This is a genomic window from Allobosea caraganae, assembly GCF_003351345.1.
GTDB classification, from domain to species: Bacteria; Pseudomonadota; Alphaproteobacteria; order Rhizobiales; family Beijerinckiaceae; genus Allobosea; species Allobosea caraganae.
On sequence record NZ_QQTO01000021.1, the window covers coordinates 337554 to 354921 of the forward strand.

The 17368-nt window shown below is 68.4% G+C and carries 15 protein-coding genes; 6 read left to right on the top strand and 9 right to left on the bottom strand.

Translation table 11 applies throughout. The annotated features are described in order from the left end of the window. Positions 1 to 309: 309 nt before the first annotated feature. The gene (gene ctrA, locus DWF00_RS15795; protein WP_114829414.1) at positions 310 to 1011 is read left to right on the top strand and encodes a response regulator transcription factor CtrA; all 702 of its coding nucleotides are present in this window, start codon (positions 310 to 312) and stop codon (positions 1009 to 1011) included. 334 nt (positions 1012 to 1345) lie between these two features. Here ctrA and DWF00_RS15800 read toward each other — a convergent pair whose 3' ends face one another. From DWF00_RS15800 to chpT, 6 genes are all read right to left on the bottom strand, one after another. Beyond that, positions 1346 to 2236 (bottom strand): CheR family methyltransferase, encoded by an 891-nt coding sequence (locus DWF00_RS15800; protein WP_114829413.1) that lies wholly within the window; start codon positions 2234 to 2236, stop codon positions 1346 to 1348. Next, positions 2233 to 3339, bottom strand: a complete 1107-nt coding sequence (gene cheB, locus DWF00_RS15805) for a chemotaxis-specific protein-glutamate methyltransferase CheB (RefSeq protein ID WP_114829412.1) — start codon at positions 3337 to 3339, stop codon at positions 2233 to 2235. The genes DWF00_RS15800 and cheB overlap by 4 nt, the downstream gene beginning before the upstream one ends. 97 nt (positions 3340 to 3436) lie before the next feature. Next, positions 3437 to 3802 (bottom strand): response regulator, encoded by a 366-nt coding sequence (locus DWF00_RS15810; RefSeq protein WP_114829411.1) that lies wholly within the window; start codon positions 3800 to 3802, stop codon positions 3437 to 3439. A gap of 30 nt (positions 3803 to 3832) precedes the next feature. Further along, on the bottom strand, positions 3833 to 4336 hold the full coding sequence (locus DWF00_RS15815) for a chemotaxis protein CheW (protein WP_114829410.1): 504 nt from the start codon (positions 4334 to 4336) through the stop codon (positions 3833 to 3835). Then, entirely contained in the window at positions 4333 to 6954 is a 2622-nt protein-coding gene (locus DWF00_RS15820) for a hybrid sensor histidine kinase/response regulator (protein WP_114829409.1), read from the bottom strand. Before DWF00_RS15820 ends, DWF00_RS15815 begins: the two co-directional genes overlap by 4 nt. Before the next feature lie 230 nt (positions 6955 to 7184). Then, positions 7185 to 7826 carry a histidine phosphotransferase ChpT gene (chpT, locus tag DWF00_RS15825; RefSeq protein WP_114829408.1) on the bottom strand — a complete coding sequence of 214 codons (642 nt, stop codon included), beginning with the start codon at positions 7824 to 7826 and terminating at the stop codon, positions 7185 to 7187. Positions 7827 to 7955: 129 nt separating this feature from the next. Here chpT and DWF00_RS15830 point away from each other — a divergent pair, with 129 nt between their 5' ends. Then, a complete protein-coding gene (locus tag DWF00_RS15830; RefSeq protein ID WP_181832642.1) occupies positions 7956 to 8813 on the top strand; it encodes a 3'(2'),5'-bisphosphate nucleotidase CysQ family protein in 858 nt (285 codons plus the stop codon). Here DWF00_RS15830 and DWF00_RS15835 read toward each other — a convergent pair whose 3' ends face one another. Beyond that, complete coding sequence (locus DWF00_RS15835) at positions 8814 to 9332, bottom strand: YHS domain-containing (seleno)protein (RefSeq protein WP_114829407.1); 519 nt, start codon at positions 9330 to 9332, stop codon at positions 8814 to 8816. Positions 9333 to 9697: 365 nt separating this feature from the next. Between DWF00_RS15835 and DWF00_RS15840 the strand changes: the two genes are divergently transcribed. The 4 genes from DWF00_RS15840 to DWF00_RS15855 all read left to right on the top strand — a co-directional run bounded on the left by DWF00_RS15840 (position 9698) and on the right by DWF00_RS15855 (position 13672). Continuing rightward, on the top strand, positions 9698 to 10222 hold the full coding sequence (locus tag DWF00_RS15840) for a DUF1134 domain-containing protein (RefSeq protein WP_245974002.1): 525 nt from the start codon (positions 9698 to 9700) through the stop codon (positions 10220 to 10222). Positions 10223 to 10348: 126 nt separating this feature from the next. Beyond that, positions 10349 to 11611, top strand: coding sequence for a coiled-coil domain-containing protein (locus DWF00_RS15845; protein ID WP_114829405.1), 1263 nt, complete (start codon positions 10349 to 10351; stop codon positions 11609 to 11611). A 256-nt stretch (positions 11612 to 11867) separates the two neighbouring features. Further along, complete coding sequence (locus tag DWF00_RS15850) at positions 11868 to 12815, top strand: sugar kinase (protein ID WP_211200544.1); 948 nt, start codon at positions 11868 to 11870, stop codon at positions 12813 to 12815. Beyond that, a complete protein-coding gene (locus DWF00_RS15855; RefSeq protein ID WP_114829404.1) occupies positions 12812 to 13672 on the top strand; it encodes a TIGR01459 family HAD-type hydrolase in 861 nt (286 codons plus the stop codon). The genes DWF00_RS15850 and DWF00_RS15855 overlap by 4 nt, the downstream gene beginning before the upstream one ends. Positions 13673 to 13791: 119 nt before the next feature. Here DWF00_RS15855 and DWF00_RS15860 read toward each other — a convergent pair whose 3' ends face one another. Both DWF00_RS15860 and ribA read right to left on the bottom strand, forming a co-directional pair. Next, positions 13792 to 16155 carry a glycosyltransferase family protein gene (locus tag DWF00_RS15860; protein ID WP_114829403.1) on the bottom strand — a complete coding sequence of 788 codons (2364 nt, stop codon included), beginning with the start codon at positions 16153 to 16155 and terminating at the stop codon, positions 13792 to 13794. Positions 16156 to 16186: 31 nt separating this feature from the next. Beyond that, the gene (ribA, locus tag DWF00_RS15865) at positions 16187 to 17329 is read right to left on the bottom strand and encodes a GTP cyclohydrolase II RibA (RefSeq protein ID WP_114829402.1); all 1143 of its coding nucleotides are present in this window, start codon (positions 17327 to 17329) and stop codon (positions 16187 to 16189) included. Positions 17330 to 17368: the final 39 nt, after the last annotated feature.

The window sequence follows — 17368 nt, forward strand, 5'->3', positions numbered from 1 at the left end:
CACTGTGTTTCGAGGCTGCGGCGCGTCGCAGGGGTTATGTTAATCCCTGTGTCCGAGCTAAGCCTCCGCGAAAGGCGATTTCGCGGGTGATGGTTTTCCGATCCGTGTCAATTTCGACTCACCTCGACAAGGATCGTGCACTTTCCCCCGTTAAGCGCTTGCGCTCGGGAATCACGGTTTGTTAACCATTTCTCCGTAGCGTGTCGCGTGGCGTTTCATCGGGCAAGCACGCCGTCGTCCAGGGCCATGGGGGCTGGGACGGGTAACAAGGCGGTCCGGCTTGCCTCTGGGCGAAATTGGGGACGAGACATGCGGGTTCTGCTGATCGAGGACGATAGCGCAACCGCCCAGAGCATTGAGCTGATGCTCAAGTCCGAGAGCTTCAACGTCTACACGACGGATCTGGGTGAAGAGGGCGTCGATCTCGGCAAACTCTACGACTACGACATCATTCTCCTCGACCTGAACCTGCCCGACATGTCCGGCTACGAGGTTCTGCGCTCGCTGCGCGTCGCCAAGGTCAAGACGCCGATCCTGATCCTGTCGGGGCTCGCGGGCATCGAGGACAAGGTCAAGGGGCTCGGCTTCGGCGCCGACGACTACCTGACCAAGCCGTTCCACAAGGACGAGCTGGTCGCCCGCATCCATGCGATCGTGCGCCGCTCGAAGGGCCACGCCCAGTCGGTCATCACGACCGGCGACCTGGTCGTCAACCTCGACACCAAGACCGTGGAAGTGGACGCCGCCCGCGTGCACCTCACCGGCAAGGAATACCAGATGCTGGAGCTGCTCTCGCTCCGCAAGGGCACGACGCTGACCAAGGAGATGTTCCTCAACCATCTCTATGGCGGCATGGACGAGCCCGAGCTCAAGATCATCGACGTGTTCATCTGCAAGCTGCGCAAGAAGCTCGCCAACGCGTCGGACGGCAAGAACTACATCGAAACGGTCTGGGGCCGCGGCTACGTGCTGCGCGAGCCGACCGAGGTCGAGGAACGCATTCCGGCCTGAACCGGGCTGGAGCAGGATGCGAAAAACCGGCCTCCGCTTTTTCGCATCCCGCTCTGGCGTCATTCGCCGGTCATGATCGAATGACATAACAGCATTGACCTGATCGTCGGATGTAAACGACAGGTCGAACGGGACCCCGCCGCGAGGCGGGGTTTTTGTTTGTGGCGCCTTCGGACCCGCCAGCGTCATTCCGGCCAAGCGGCGCAGCCGCGCAGCGCCGGGATCCATCGTAGAGCGCGACGCCCTACGATGGATCCCGGAACTCCGCTTCGCTGCGTCCGGGATGACGGAGAGGGTGAGCGACCGGATCGCGCCCAATCAGCGCGCATCGCCCTCAGATATGCGAGCCGCTTTCGACCAGGCTCTTGGGTCGGTCGAAGGCGAAGCCGAAATTCGGCGCCTGGCCCCGGCTGGAGCGGCCGTCGCGGTAGAGGCCGCGGTGCTGCTTGTCAGGCACGATGGTGGTGGTGATGCCGATCACCGTCTCGGCCGCGCCGAGGATGAAGGCACCGTCCGGCGCCAGTCGTTGCGACAGCGCCGCCATCACCCGCGCCTTGGTCGGCACGTCGAAATAGATCAGCACGTTGCGGCAGAAGATCACGTCGAACTGGCCGAGATGCTCGCTCGATTCGAGCAGGTTGTGCAGCTTCAGATCGACCATGCCGCGGATGCGCTCGGCGATCCGCCACTTGTCGCCCTCCTGCTTGAAATATTTGAGCAGGAGCTGGATCGGCAGGCCGCGCTGGACCTCGAACTGGCTGTAGAGCCCGGCCCGCGCCCGCTCCAGGATCTCGGCCGAGATGTCGGTGCCGACGATCTCGATCTTCCAGCCGGCGAGGCGGGGCGCTATCTCGTCGAGGATCATCGCCAGCGAATAGGCCTCCTGTCCGCTCGAGACCGCGGCGCACCAGATGCGCAGCGAGCGCTTGGCCACGTTGGCCGCGAGCTTCTCCGGCAGGATCACGTCGCGGAACATGTCGAAGGGCATGCGGTCGCGGAAGAACAAGGTCTCGTTGGTGGTCATCGCCTCGACCACCGCGCCTTCGAGCTCGCGGTCGTTGTCGAGCCTGAGGCGCCGCACCAGCGCGTCGAGCCCCGAAATGCCGCGGCGACGGCAGAGGATGCCGAGGCGGCTCTCGACGAGGTAGCGCTTCTCCAGGCTGAGCGAGAGGCCGGAGCGCAGATGCAGCAAGGTGCGCAGGAAGTCGAAATCCGCCTGGGTCATGCGCCGTGACCTCCGCGGACGAGCGAACGGATGGCGGGGCCGATGCCGTCGAGCGCGATCACGGCGCTGGCATGGCGGGCGCGCACGACCGAGCCGGGCATGCCCCAGATCGTGCTGGTGGCCTCGTCCTGGGCGATGACGGCGGCACCGGCCCGGCGCAGGGCGCCGGCGCCGTCGGTGCCGTCGCTGCCCATGCCGGTCATCACCAGTCCGAGCGCGGCCGGGCCGAGATGGCGGGCGGCGTCGCTGAAGAGCACGTCGACGGCGGGCCGGCAGAAGCGCACCGGCGGGCCGTCGCTGATGCTGGCGACGATGTGGCCGAGCTTGCGGTCGATGCCGAGATGGCGGCCGCCCGGCGCGACGTAGATGGCGCCGCGGCTCAGCCGCTCGCCATCGTAAGGCTCGCGCGCTGGCACGCCGATCTGCGCCGAGACCTGCTCGGCGAAGGAGGCGGTGAAGAGCGGCGGCATGTGCTGGACGACGAGCGTGATCAGGTCCTGCAAGCCGTCGTCGATATCGGCCAGCACCTTGGCGACGGCGCGCGGGCCGCCGGTCGAGGCGCCGATCAGGAGATAGCGCGGCATCACCGAGATCAGTGGCCTGAGGTCGACGATGCCGGCGGGCAGGGCGGGCTCGGGCAGGTCGCTGCCTGCGCCGTGAGCATGAGAAGATTGCGCGATGTTGCCGAGCTTGCTCAGGAACTCGCTGCGGAAATCGAGCGAGAGCGTCATGCCGCTGCGGCTCTCGGGCTTGGGCAGCACGTCCATGGCGCCCATGGTCATGCATTGCAGCGCAAGGCGCGCATTGCGCTCGGTCAGGGTGGTCGCGAGGAGGATCGCGGTCTTCGGGCTCTCCTTGACGATCTGCGGCAGCGCCGTGACGCCGTCGATGCCGGGCATGTCGAGGTCGAGCACCATGATGTCGGGCTGGTAGCGGCCGGCATGCTCGATCGCGGTCTCGCCGTCGCCGGCGACCGCCACGACATGGAACTGGCCGCTCTCGCCGAGCCAGCGCGCGAAGAGGCCGCGCACGACGACGGAATCGTCGGCGATGACGACGGTCTTGGGGCGCAGGGCCGCGCTGCCGGAGGGGGCGATGATCATGCCGCGCGCGTCCGGTTCGTCAGGGCGATTGCGAAGAGGGAGGACAGGGGTCTTTGCATGGGAAAGCGTGCGACGGCCGGTGCCGCCGCGTCCGTCATCACAGCAGGCCGACCTGGTGGAACTTGGATGCGACTATCTCCTTGTCGAACGGCTTCATGATGTACTCGTCGGCGCCGGCATGCATGGCGCGCGCGATATGGGCGATGTCGTTCTCGGTGGTGCAGAACACGACCTTCGGCTTCTTGCCGCCCGGCATCTGGCGCAGCGTGCGCAGGAAGTCGTAGCCGTCCATGATCGGCATGTTCCAGTCGAGCAGGACCGCATCCGGCATCTCGCCCTTGCAGGCGTCGATGGCGCGGGCGCCGTCCTCGGCCTCGGCGATGCGGAACTGCAGGCCTTCGAGGATGCGGCGGGCGACCTTGCGGATCACGGCGGAGTCATCGACGACGAGACAATATTTCATGGTCTTATCTCCAGAACGGGGGTGCGGCCGTCAGGCTGCCAGAGGAAGGTCGATCTTCAGGACCGCATCGACGTCGAGCACGACGAGGAGGCGGTCTTCGAGGCGGTGGATGCCGGCCGCGAGCGCGGCCCAGATCCGGTCGAGATGCACGGGCACGGGCTCGAAGGTGGACTGGTCGAGGCGCATGACCTCGCCCACCGCATCGACGATCAGCGCGTAGGCCTCGCCGCCATGGTCGATGCCGACGGCGGTGAGCTCGTACTTGCCGTTGCAGTCGGTCTTCAGCGAGAGCGGGCGGCCGAGCCGCTTGTTCAGGCAGATCGCGGTGACGATGCGGCCGCGCAGGTTGAGGAGGCCAACGATCTCGGCCGGCGCCAGCGGCACGGGCGTGATGCGGTTGGCGATGAAGACGTCGTGGACGCGGCCGATCGGCAGGCCGAGAAGCTGCTCGCCGATGGTGATGGTGACGTAGTCGAGCGACTCGCCGAAGCTCGGCGCGGTCTCGTTCGCGGCCTGGTCGATCCTGCCGTTCATGCCGCCTGCCTCATGCCGGGCTTGTGGTCCGTCAGTTCCGCGAGCAGCGTGCGGCGGTCGAATTTCGCGACGATGCCGTCGAGTTGCGCCTCGCGGGCGCGGGCGTGCAGCTCGGGCGTGGCGAAGGTGGTCATGCCGAGGACGCGCAGGTGCTCGCCATTGGCGCCGGCGCGCAGCTCGGCGGCGAAGGCGAAGGCGGCGTCGGGCTTGCGGTCGAGATCGACCAGCACGCCGCTCAGGCCGCCGGCGGCGGCCAGGTGCCGGGCCTCGTCGAAATCGGCGGTCTGGGTCACGCGCAGGCCGGACGCCTTCAGCACCGGCGCCAGCATCTCGCGCAGGAAGTCGGACGGCTCGACCATCAGCACGTGCGGGCTCGCGGCAGCGCTCTCGCGGCGGCTCAGGCGCAGCCAGTTCGGATCGCCCATCGGCAGGTAGTGGGCGAGGTCGAGGATCTCGGTGGCGCGGCCGCGGATGATCGCCGAGCCGACCACGCCCTGGTCGAGCATCGCCTCCAGCTCGACGTCGAGGAACTCGTCGACGATGTCGACGATCGCGTCGACCGCCAGGCCCATGGTCAGGTCACCCTCGGAGATGATCACGAGCGGCTGCAAGCCATCGCTGCGGATGCTGGCCTGGCCGACCGGGACGATCGGCATCAGGCGGCCGCGATAGTTCAGCAGGATGCGGCCGCCGCTGGCCTGGAAGCCGCTGGCCTCGACCTCCTCCAGCCGGGTCACCAGCGAGAGCGGCACGGCCTTGACGCTGTCGGAGCCGGCGCGGAAGACCAGCATCGTGGTGCGCTCGCCGGCCGGCGAGACGCCCGGGGCCGCTTCCTCGCGCTCGGGCATGTCGGTCGAGACCGAGGCGCCGACCTGCCTGGCGACGCCGTTGGGGTCGATGATCAGCACGACCGCGCCATCGCCCAGGATGGTGTTGCCGGAGAAGATCGGAATGTGCCGGAGCTTGCTCGACATCGGCTTCACCACGATTTCCTCGGTGTGGAAGACGCTGTCGACCAGGATGCCGAACTGGCGCTCGCCGATCTGGGTGACGACGATGAAGCCGTCCTCCGCCGCCTTCGGCGTCACGCCCATCAGCCCGGCGAGGACGATGATCGGCAGCAGCCTGCCGCGCAGCCGCAGCACGGGGGCGCCGTTGATCTGCTCGACGCGGTGGTCGGCGCCGGCCTTCACCCGCACCAGCTCGCGCACGACGATCTGCGGAATGGCGAAGCGCTCAGCGCCCGAGGCGACGATCAGCGCCGAGACGATAGCGAGCGTGAGCGGGATCTTGATGGTGATCGTCGTGCCCTGGCCGGGCGTGCTGGCGATGTCGATCAAGCCGCCGATGGCGTCGACATTGACCTTGACCACGTCCATGCCGACGCCGCGGCCGGAGACGGCGGTGACGTTCTCGGCGGTCGAGAAGCCGGGGTGGAAGATGAAGCGGCTGACCTGCGCATCGCTCATGCGCTCGATCTCGGCTTCCTGCGCCAGACCCTGCTGGAGCGCCTTGTTCCGAATGCGCGCGATGTCGAGGCCGCGCCCGTCATCGGCGATGGCGATGGTGACCGAGCCGCCCTCGTGATAGGCGGCAAGGCGGATCGTGCCGTGCTCCGGCTTGCCGGCCTTGAGCCGCTCGGCCGCCGCCTCGATGGCGTGGTCGGCGCAGTTCCTCACCATATGGGTGAGCGGGTCCTTGATCAGGTCGAGGATCTGCCGGTCGATCTCGGTGTCGGCGCCCTCGGTGACGAGCTCGATGCGCTTGCCGAGCTCGCCGCTCAGGTCGCGCACGATGCGCGGCAGCTTCGACCAGGCGTTGCCGATCGGCTGCATGCGGGTCTTCATCACCCCGTCCTGCAGCTCGGCCGTGATCAGCGAGAGCCGCTGCAGCGGCGCCTTCAGCGCGGCATCCTCCTGCCGGCGCGAGATTTCGAGGAGCTGGTTGCGGGTCAGCACCAGCTCGGAGACCATGGTCATCAGGTGCTCGAGCGTGTCGACGTTGACGCGCAGCGTCGCGGGGCCGGGCGGCCGGCTCTCTCGCAAGGTGGTGTCCTCGGCGGCGGCGTCATAGCGCGGCGCCGTGTCGATGCGCCCGTCGGGGCCGCGCTCGGGGCCGGGCGCGTTGCGGAAGATGAGGTCGAGCCCGTCCTCGGCCGTCGCCGGCGTGCCGTGGCGGGCGAGATAGGCGGCGACGGGATCGGCCGGGGCGCCTGCCGGCCGCGCCTGCCCGAGCTCGAAGCGGGCGCGCTCGGCCAAAGTCTGCAATTCGCCGATCAGGATCTCGTCGCTGCCGGGCGGCTCCTGGCCCTTGTCGGCAAGCTCCGCCATGATTTCCTTGACCCGGTCGATCGTCTCCAGGATCGCGGTGACGGCGCTGGCGCTGACGCTGGCGCCGTCGCGGAACTGGCCGATGACCGACTCGGCCGCATGGGTCAGCGCTTCCAGCCGCGGCAGGCCGATGAAGCCGCAGGTGCCCTTCACGGTGTGGACCAGCCGGAAGATGTTGCGCAGGATGTCGCGGTTGTTCGGCTCCTGCTCGAAGCGCACGAGTTCGCGGTCGACGGTGTCGAGATGCTCGCCGGTCTCGCCGAGGAACTCTTGCAGCAACTCGTCCATGCCGGCGATCACGATCCACGCAACTAACGCTGCGTCAATCTATGCAGGCGAAGGGTTTATGATCGGTTGAGATTGTGCGGAAATCGCTAGAGCATGGCGCGGAAAAGTGGGAACCGGCTTTTCGCGCAAGCCATGCTCTAACTCTTTATCGTAGATCACGTTTTTCGCTACCGGACTGCTTCGTCCGATAGCGGCGCGATCTATGGTTTGGCGCTTTCCGGCAATTCAGCTCAGATCGTCTTGGCCGCGATGATCGTCACGGTCTCGCCGTCGATGGCGAAGGTGATGCCCATGCCGGCGGCGCGGGCGACCATGCCGGTATAGAGCGGCTGGACGGCGTGGGCGTCGATCGTGCCGGTCTCCGACTGGCCGGCGATCAGATCCTCGACATGGGCCGGGATGCGGGCATGCGAGCCGGTGGCGGTGATGCTGAAATGGCCCTGCTCGCCCTCGACCGTGGTGCGCGAGACCAGCTTTCCGCCGCGCGGCACGGCCTGGGCCGCGAGCACGAGCAGGTTGAGCACGAGCTTGACCTGGTTCTTGGGCAGGAGGGCGCGCGGCGCCTCCCAGTCGAGCGAGAGCTTGTCGTCGTTGAGGAAGCCGTTGGCGACGTTGCCGGCATCGCCGAGGTCGATCATCGCGCCGGCCGAGCCGGCCGCGCCGAAGGCGAGGCGAGCGAATTGCAGGCGGGCGGAGGCGCTGCGCGCGCTCTTCTTGATCAGCTCCAGCGCGAAGTCGCGCATGGACGGATCGTCCTCCTCCAGGACCTCCAGCGCATTGACAACAGCGCCGACCGGGCTGATCACATCATGGCAGACGCGGCTGCACAACAGCGCGGCCAGGTCGAGCGGCTCGAGCGAGATGGCGGTCATGGCACTTGTCCTGGGGTCGATGTTTCGGGGCGCTCGCGGCATCCGGGCCGCCGTTGCGACAAGATATGGTGCGATCTTGGTTTGCATGTGGTTAACCGTATCCGGGCAGCCGGAAGGCGCAGGACAGCGATGATCTCTCCCAACGACCCGCGTCTCGGCGATCGCAACGCCCTGGCGCTCCGACTGGCCGAGGCCGCGCGCCTCAGCGGCGCCGTGCTGCTCGCCATGCGCTCCGCCAGCGACGTGCGCGTGAAGGCGGACGGCTCGCCGGTCTGCTCGGCCGACATGGCGGCGGACCATACCGCCAAGCAAGCGCTGGTGCGGCTTCTGCCCGATTTCCCGGTGGTCAGCGAGGAGAGCGTCGAGGCGGTCGAGGCCGCTCCGGTCTTCATCCTGCTCGATCCGCTCGACGGCACGCGCGAGTTCCTCGCGGCGGGCGGGAGCTATTGCGTCGCGATCGCGATCATTCGCGAGGGGCGGCCGATTGCGGGCGCGATCGTGGCGCCCGAACTGGGCCGGCTCTGGTTCTCGGGCGAAGACGCCTTCAGCCAGCGCGTCGCGGCCGACGGCACGGCGCTGGGCGAGCCCGAGCGCATCGGCGTCAGATTGCCGCCGGAGGACGGGCTGGTGACGCTGATCAGCCGCTTCCATGCCGATGCGCTGAGCGAGGGCGTGCTGAAGACGATGCCGGGGCACGAGCCGATGCCGATGTCCTCGGCGGTCAAGTTCGGCATCATCGCGGCCGGCGAGGCCGACCTGCACGTGCGCGGCGGGCCGACGATGGAATGGGACATCGCGGCGGGCGATGCGATCCTGACAGCGGCTGGCGGCGTCGTCAGGCTGCTCGACGGGCAATTGCCGCGCTATGGCCGGCCGGGCGGCGATTTCCGCAATCCGCCCTTCGTCGCCGCCAGCAGCGAGGCGCTGGCCCAGCGCGCCATCGCTGCCGCGAACACCTTGCCCGCGAATAGCCTGCCGCGCAGTTGATCAGCGCGCGATCTGGCGGCTGACCTCGGGCCAGCTCGCCTCGGCCGATGCCAGCAGCCCAGTCTCCGCCATGAAGCGGCCGCGGCTTGCCTCGCTGCGGAACAGGAACAGGCGCGAGCCGACAATGGCGAAGCGGCCGGGATCGCTCTCGACTGCGCGGCCCTCGCTCACCGCGAGCGGGTCGAAGCCGGCGAAGGCGGGCTCGTAGGCCTCGGGCGCATCGCGGAAGGCCTCGCGATTGGCCGCCGTGGCGAAGCGCCAGACATAGCCCTGATAGCTCAGCTCATAATCCGGGCGGCCGGCGACGGCGCGGCCCTCCGCCTGATAGGCCACGGGGTCATAACCGCGCAGCGCCAGGCCCGAGCGGGTGTCGCGCTGCATCTCCTCGCCGAGCGCAGGCAGTTCGGGCAGGCCGGCGGGCAGCGCCGCCGGCTGGGCGAAAGCCGGCTGAAGCACGAGCATCAGCGCGAAGCCGCCAACCGCGATCGAAATCCAGCGTTGCCATGTTACGGCCTTCATCGCGGCAAATCCTTGATCGCAGGAGAGTTTCGGGCCGCTAGAGCAGGATGCGAAAAGTGGGGACCGGTTTTTCGCATCGATCCTGCTCTAACTCTTTGATGAGAGATGGATTCAGACTTCAGACGGGATCACCCCTGTGATCCCATCTGAAGTCTGAATCCATCTCTAGCGCGGCTGCGTAAATCTTCACGGGTTGGATACTCTTGGGGCGTATCAAACTGGTTACCGAACTATCGCGCATTTGTGCGATTCCCGCGCCCGCCGCGCGTTTTTGGGGAAAAGCCCCATGTCGCGCCCAGCCCGGAGTTGATCCTATGAACCTTTCACGCCGCAGCTTCCTCGTCGGCAGCGTCTCGCTCGCGAGCATGAGCGTCAGCAACCTTTCGGTTGCAGCCCAGGGGGGGCCGCGCCCCTTCTCGCAGAACGAGCTGGTATCCTCGGGCCACCAGTTCTTCGGCAACGTCTCGCGCGGGCTGGCGCTCGCGGTCGAAGAGGCCGTCAAGCGCTGGGGCGAGCCCAATGGCTACGTGCTCGGCCAGGAGGCGTCCGGCGCCTTCGTCGGCGGCCTACGCTATGGCGAGGGCACGCTGTTCACCCGCAATGCCGGCGACCGCAAGGTGTTCTGGCAGGGGCCCTCGGTCGGCTTCGACTTCGGCGGCGAGGGCGCGCGCACGATGATGCTGGCCTATAACCTGCCGAGCGTGAGCGCGCTCTACCAGCGCTTCGTCGGCATCGACGGCTCGGCCTATTTCGTCGGCGGCTTCGGCTTCACCGCCCTGGCGGCCGAGGGCGTCATGCTGGTGCCGATCCGCACCGGCCTCGGCTGGCGGCTCGGCGTCAACCTCGGCTACCTGAAATTCACGCCGCAGGCGACCTGGAACCCATTCTAAAGAGCCTGTTTCAGAGACTTGGAACTCGGCTCTAGAACGCTTAGATACACGGCGTTTACTAGCCATGACGGGGCGGTCATGGCAGGTTTCCCTGCCTGAACCGCTTTTCGACTGGAGCCCGATGCCTTGATCGAAGCCGTCATGCTCGTTGTGCTCGGCTTTCTGTCGGCCAGCCTGATGGCGCTGGCGGCCTTGCCGGCGCTTGCCCGGCGGGCCGACAGGCTGGCGCGCAGGCGGGCGGAGGCGGCCTTTCCGCTTTCGCTGGCCGAGATCGCCGCCGATCGCGACCATTTGCGCGCCGAGCTCGCCGTGCAGGCGCGCGCGCTCGAGCAGAAGGCCGATAGCGGATTTGCCGCCAAGGCCGGCGCGATGGGTGAGGTCGGCCGCCGCGACATGACCATCGGCCGGCTGGAGCGCGAGCTCGGCGAGCGCAACACGCGGATAGCAGGGCTCGAAACCGACCTGTCTTCGACGCGCACGGACCTGGCTGGCACGCGCGACGCACTCACCAAGGAAACCGCCGCCCATGCCGGCACGGCGACGGCGCTGGAAGGCCGGGTGAACGACCTCGCGGCGCTCGAACGCAATCTCGCCGAGGTGCGCTCGGCCTTGAGCGGCACCGGCTCGGATCTCGACGCCCGCACCAACGAGCTCTCGGAAACGCGCAACACCCTGGGGCGCATCGAGTCCGTGCTGGCGGAGCGCGAGAAGGAACTGGCGCAGCTGCGCCGCGAGCATGATGGGATCAAGGTCGCGCAGGTCGAGAGCCGCACCCAGATCCTCGTGCTCGAAGGCAAGGGCGGCGATCTCGCCGACAAGCTCGCCGCCAAGGAGCGCGCCTATGACGAGACGGCGGCGGCGCTGAAGGCGATGATCGTCGACCGCGACAGCGAGCGCCTGCGCGCCGATGCGCTCAATGCCCGCGCTGCCGAGGCGGAGGCCGGGCTTGCCGCAGCATCGGCTCGTAGCAGCGAGGCGGCGGCCGAGATCGTGCGCCTGGAGGCGGCGATCAAGCAGCAGGACAAGGCGCGCGACGTCGAGGAGCAGGACAGGCTGGCGCTCGCCACGGAGCTGACGCAGGTCAAGGCTACGGGCGAGGCCGAGCGCCAGCGCCTGAAGGAGGAGGCTGCGCAGATGCACGAGGATCTTCGCGAGCGCGAGGGACGGCTCGAGACCGTCCATGCCGAGGTGCAGACGCTGAAGGGCGCGCTGGCGCAGGTGCGGGCCGATCTCGCCCGCTCGAAGCGCGAGCTGTCGCAACTGCGCAAGCAGGAGCGTGGTGGCGGCGAGGCCGGTTCGCAGAACGACAACGCCGCGCTGCGCCAGGAGATCGTCAAGATCGCCGAGCGGCTGATGACCATGCCGCCGAAGCAGGAAGCGGCGGAGTAGTTCCCCGTTACACCTGAGCCCTCATCCTGAGGAGCCGCCCCCGGGTCCGGCCTTTGGCCGGCCCGAGGACAGGCTCCGCGGCGTCTCGAAGGATGGTTCAGTGCGCTCTGGAGCATCCTTCGAGACGCGCCTGCGGCGCTCCTCAGGATGAGGGCTGAGATAGCAGGCGAAAACCGCTTCGCACTTTCGCGCCTGATGTTCTAGGAAGGCCCGTCGGCTTGAGCCGCGCCTTGCCCGCCCGAGATGGTTCCTTCCCGTGACTGACACGACAATCGACATCCTCTGCATCGGCGAACCGCTGGGCGAATTCAACGCGACGCGCGGCGAAGCGGGCTCGTTCCTGTTCGGCCTGGGTGGCGATACCTCCAACTGCGCCATCGCGGCGGCACGCCAGGGCGCGAAGGTCGCCTATGCCGGCGCGCTCGGCGATGACAGCCCCGGCCGCAGCTTCCGCGACGCCTGGAAGCAGGAGGGCGTCGATGACCGCTTCGTCGCGACGCATCCGACCGCGCCGACCGGGCTCTATTTCGTCGATCACGGGCCGCAGGGCCATGTCTTCTCCTATTTGCGCGCGGGCTCGGCCGCGAGCCTCTACGGGCCGCGCGATTTGCCGCGCGACCTGATCGGCAAGGTCAAGGTCGTGCAGGCCTCTGGCATCAGCCAGGCGATCTCGGCGAGCGCCTGCGACGCGGTGTTCGAGGCCTTCGCGCTGGCGCGCTCGCAGGGCGTGCTCACCGCCTACGACACCAACCTGCGCCTCAAGCTCTGGCCGCTGACCCGGGCCCGCGCGATCATCCACGCCGCCTGCGCCATGGCCGATATCGTGCTGCCGGGGCTCGACGACGCGACCCAGCTCACCGGGCTGAGCGAGCCCGACGCGATCGTCGACTACTATCTCGGCCTCGGCGCCAAGGTGGTGGCGCTGACGCTCGGCCATGAGGGCTCGCTGGTGGCGACGCCTGACCGGCGCGAACGCTTCGTGCCGATCAAGGTCGACGCCATCGACGCGACCGGGGCGGGCGATTGCTATGACGGCGCGCTGCTGGCGGAGTTCATCCGCACCGGCGATGCCTTCACGGCGGCGGCCTATGCCAATGTCGCGGCGGCGCTCTCGACGCAGGGCTATGGCGCGGTCGCGCCGCTGCCGCGACGGGCGGATGTCGAGGCGCGGATGGCGCAAGAGGCCGAGGCTGCCAGCCGATGAACGTTCCCATTCTGGATGAGGCGGGAGAGCTTTTCTCCCGCTACGACCTGCTGATCAGCGATGTCTGGGGCGTGGTTCATGACGGCGTGCTGGCGCTCGACCCGGCTTGCGCGGCGCTGACCCGCTTCCGGCAGGGTGGCGGCGCTGTCGTGCTGCTCTCGAACGCGCCCGGACCCTCCGAGCAGGTCGCCGGCGTGATCGACGGCAAGCGCGTGCCGCGCACGGCCTGGGACAGGCTGGTGACCTCGGGCGACGTGACGAAGGCGCTGATCGCCGAGAGCGACGCGCGCAAGATCTACCATATCGGCGAGAAGGCTGATCGCGCCGTCTTCAAGGGGCTCGATGTCGAACTCGTCGGCGAGGACGAGGCTGAGCTCGTCGTCGCGACCGAGCTGAACGACTACCGCCGCGAGGTGCCGGAGGATTATCGCCCGCTGCTGACGCGGCTGGCGGCGCGCAAGCTGCCCTTCATCTGCGGCAATCCCGACCTCGTCGTCCATGTCGGCCATGACCTGCTGCCTTGCGCCGGCGCGCTGGCGACGTTGTACGAGGAGCTGGGTGGCATCGTCGCCTGGGCCGGCAAACCGCATCGACCTGCCTACGACCTGGCGCTGGCTGCTGCCCGCGAGGCGCGGGGCGGGCGCGAGATCGATCCGGAGAAGGTATTGGTCATTGGCGACGCCGTGCGCACCGATCTCGCCGGCGCCAGGATGATGGGCTTCGACAGCCTGTTCGTCGCCGGCGGCATCCATCGCGAGGAGACGATCGTCGGCGGCAAGGTCGATCCCGCCGGCATCGCGAGGGTGCTGGCTGGGCAGCCGGCGATCCCAGTCGCGGCGATGGCGGCGCTGGCCTGAGTCCTTGCCGTCATTGCGAGCGAAGCGAAGCAATCCAGGGGGACTGGGCGAGCGAGACCCCCTGGATTGCTTCGCTTCGCTCGCAATGACGGGGTGGTTCCCAGCAAGGCCGGTTTGGCTCAAACCGGCGGCTTGTAGCGCGCCATCACCAGCTTGCCGATATCGGCGTAGAGCCCCTCGAAGGGCCGGAAGACGAAGCGGATGGTCGAGCGGCCGGGCGGGACCGCGACGGCGCGGAACAGCACGTTGGCCCGCAGCAGTTCGGCCGGCTTGCCGTTGACCTCGACCTGCCACCAATGGTGCCAGACGTCATTGAGCACGACGAAGCCGCCGCGCGGCGCCTCGGCTGCAAGCGAGACCTCGGTCGTGCCGTAATCGACGATCTTCACCGAACCGGCCTGGTCAGGCCCCGCCGGCAGCGGCGGGAGATCGCGCTCCAGCAGCACCGTCCTGCGCGGGTCGAAGCTCGCAGGCCATTGGCCGCTATCGAGGATCGCGCCGAAATCAGCCTTCTGCGCCTGCGTCACCAGGAGCACGCGCGGCAGGGCGCGCGGGTTCTCGTAGACATAGGCGTCGGCGGTGCGGGCGATCTGGACGAGGTCGCCGGGCTTCAGGCTCTTGTCGATCTGCTCGGCCGGGACGCCGGTCGCGATGAAGCGCAGGCCGAGCATGTCGGCGAGCAGCGAGCGATAGCCCGGCATCAGGGCCGAGAACGTGCGCTGGTCGGGAAGGGCGACATGGTCGCCGGCCCCGGTCGCCTTGCTGTAGAGGCCGAGCCGCAGCGGGTTGTAACCCAGCGTGTTGTCGAGCTCGTGGACGAGGCTGGCATTGGGCCAGTCGAAGCCGAGGCCGGCGAGCTCGATGCGGTCGCGCCGGTCGGGCGCGGCGGTGCGGGCGGTCTCGCGCTTGAGCAGGGCGATGGTCTCGTTCTTGCTGTCGGCCCGCAGCATCTCGAAATTCGTCGAGGGCAGGGCGGTGGACTCGCTCGGGCCGTTATTGGCCGAGAGGTCGACGACCAGCATCGCCGCCAGCACGATTGCCGCGGCGATGGTCGCGCCCCGGAGCGCAAAGCCGCGCGCCGCGACCAGCGCGCCCATTGCCAGCACGGCGCAGAGCAGGGCGGTGGCGACCGGGACGATCGCAAGCTGGAGCCGCCCCACGGTGTGGGCCAGCCAAAGGGCGAGCGCGAGCGCGCCGAGCAGCAGCGCGGCTTCGACCAGCTTCTGCCAGACGCTGCCGCGCGGGGCAGTGTCGGTCATGACGAGATGAGTGAGGTAGCCGCCGAGGATCGCCAGCAGCGCGCCGAGGATGAAGAGCGCATCGGCCGGGCGGCGATAGAAATCGGCGCCCGGCAGGTGGAACAGCAGCTGGAAGGCGGGCGTGTAGCGGCCGAGCGCATAGAGCAGCACGAGGACAGCGGCGATGGTCAGCGCCACGATCTCGCGCCGGAACAGCGCGCCGCGCACCAGCCCGATCGTCAAGATCAGCAGCATCGGCAGCAGGCCGAGATAGAGCTGGCCCATGTTGCGGGCGAGGAAGAGGTCGAGCGGGCCGAAGCGCTGCTCCCAGGCCGGGCTCGGCGCGCCCCAGAAATTGTCGAGCGGGCCGCTGGCGCCGTAGAGGTTGGCGATCAGCCCCGTGAGCAGCGAGGCCGGGTGCAGCGAGCCTTTCTCGGCGCCGAGCAGGTCGATCACCGGGCGGTTCGATTCCTGCGCCAGGAAAAGGGTGAGCAGGATCGGCACGGTGGCGACCAGGATCGCGCCGAGCGTGCCGGCGATCAGCGGGCCGAGGCTGCGCAGCAGCGCCCGCAGCGGCTGCTCCGCCATGGCGATGGCGGCAATGGTCAGGCCGGCCAGCACGTAGACGCCGAGCAGCGCGACCTGATCGCGGCCGAGCACCATGAAGCCGGCGGCGAGGCCGGAGCAGAAGCCGTAGACCAGCGAGCGCCGCTCCAGCGCGCGCGACAGCAGGAGCAATGTCACGGCGAAATAGCCGAGGCTGAGGATCTGGCCGACATGCTGGATGCGCCAGGCCGCCGAGGCGCCGAAGGCGAAGCAGAGCGCTGCGACGACCGCGCCGGCCGGGTGCCAGTTGCGGTCCCGGAACAGCAGGACGATGGCAAACGCGCCGACCAGCAGCGTGCCGAGCACGGTGCCATCGCTCCAGCGGAAGCTCGGCGCCGGGTTCAGCGCCGCGATCAGCGCGAAGGGCGGCGAGAAGATCAGCGATTGCGGATCGGCGACCTGCGGCGAGCCGGCGAAGACATAGGGCGTCCAGAACGGCGACAGGCTGCGATGCCAGGCCGTCGCGAGGAATTGTAGCTGTGGATAGAAATGCGCTTTCGCGTCCCAGGGGATGGTGACGATACCGGAGAGCCAGGGCCAGGACAGCGCGAACCAGGCGCAGAACACGATGAAAAACACGCTGGCGAGCGGCCAGCGCGGCGTTTGCGGCGGGGAATCTGTCTGATCGGGCTCGGACATCACATCGGTCTGCCCGAAGCCGGACTAGCGATCAATCCTTCGGCGCGGCCCGCGCCATCAGCGCGTCCATGTCGATGATGTGGCCGGCGCGGTCTCGCTTCGAAGTGAGGTAGCGCACGTTATGCGCGGTCGGGCGGCCGAGCACGCGCTGCGTCGCCGCCACGTCGAGCCCGGCAGCCTTGATCGCGCCGACCTTGAGCGGGTTGTTGGTGAGCGCGGTGACGCTGCTGACGCCGAGCTGTTTCAGCATCGCGGCGGCGAAGTCGAAATGGCGCTGGTCGAGGTCGAAGCCAAGCACCTCGTCGGCGTCGTAGGTGTCCCAGCCCTGGCTCTGCAGCTTATAGGCGCGCATCTTGTTGGAGATGCCGTTGCCGCGGCCTTCCTGGTCGAGATAGAGCAGGATGCCGCCCTGGTTCTGCGCCATCCACTGCACGGTCTCGCGCAACTGGTCGCCGCAATCGCATTTCAGCGAGCCGAACAGGTCTCCGGTCAGGCAGGCCGAGTGCAGCCGCACCGGCACGGCGGTGGCGAGGTCGGGCTTGCCGACGATGATCGCGACCTGGTCGCGCAGGCCCTCGCCGCCGCGGAAGACGACGAATTCGGTCTCGGGCGCGCCTTCGAGCGGCACTGGGGCGCGGCCGACGATCTTCAGCGAGGCCGCCTGCTCGGCGCGATAGGCGTTCAGCGCCTCGATCTCGACCTCGACCAGCGGCTCGCCGGCGATGGCGTCCGCCGTCACGGGCACGAGGATCGTCGCCGGCAGGACGAGCGAGAGGCGAGCGAGTTCGAGTGCGGCGTTGTCGATGGCGTCGGCGGGAGCGACGGGAGCGTCGACCTTGGCCTCGACCTTGAGGGCCAGCGTCTCGACGCGGGCGAGGTCGATCGCGGGCATGGCGAGGATGCCGGCCTCGCTGCGCGGCTTGGCGCCAAGGCGGCGCAGGCGGGCGGCGCTGAGCACGAGATGGGCCTGGCCCTTGGCGAGCGCGTCGAGCCCCTTGACGAGGTCCTCGTCGGCGAGCTCGGCCGAAAGCGCCAGCGCAAGGTGTTCGCCATTGCGCAGCAGCACAGGGCGGCCGGCCCGGAACTCGGCGATGGCGCGATCGACTGTGATCAGGCTCGTCTCGTGAGGGCGGCCGAACAGCGTACGCGACTTGGTGATCGGCAGCTTGGGCATCGAATAGTCCGTCAGATTGCGCCGGGTATGGCGAAGGAG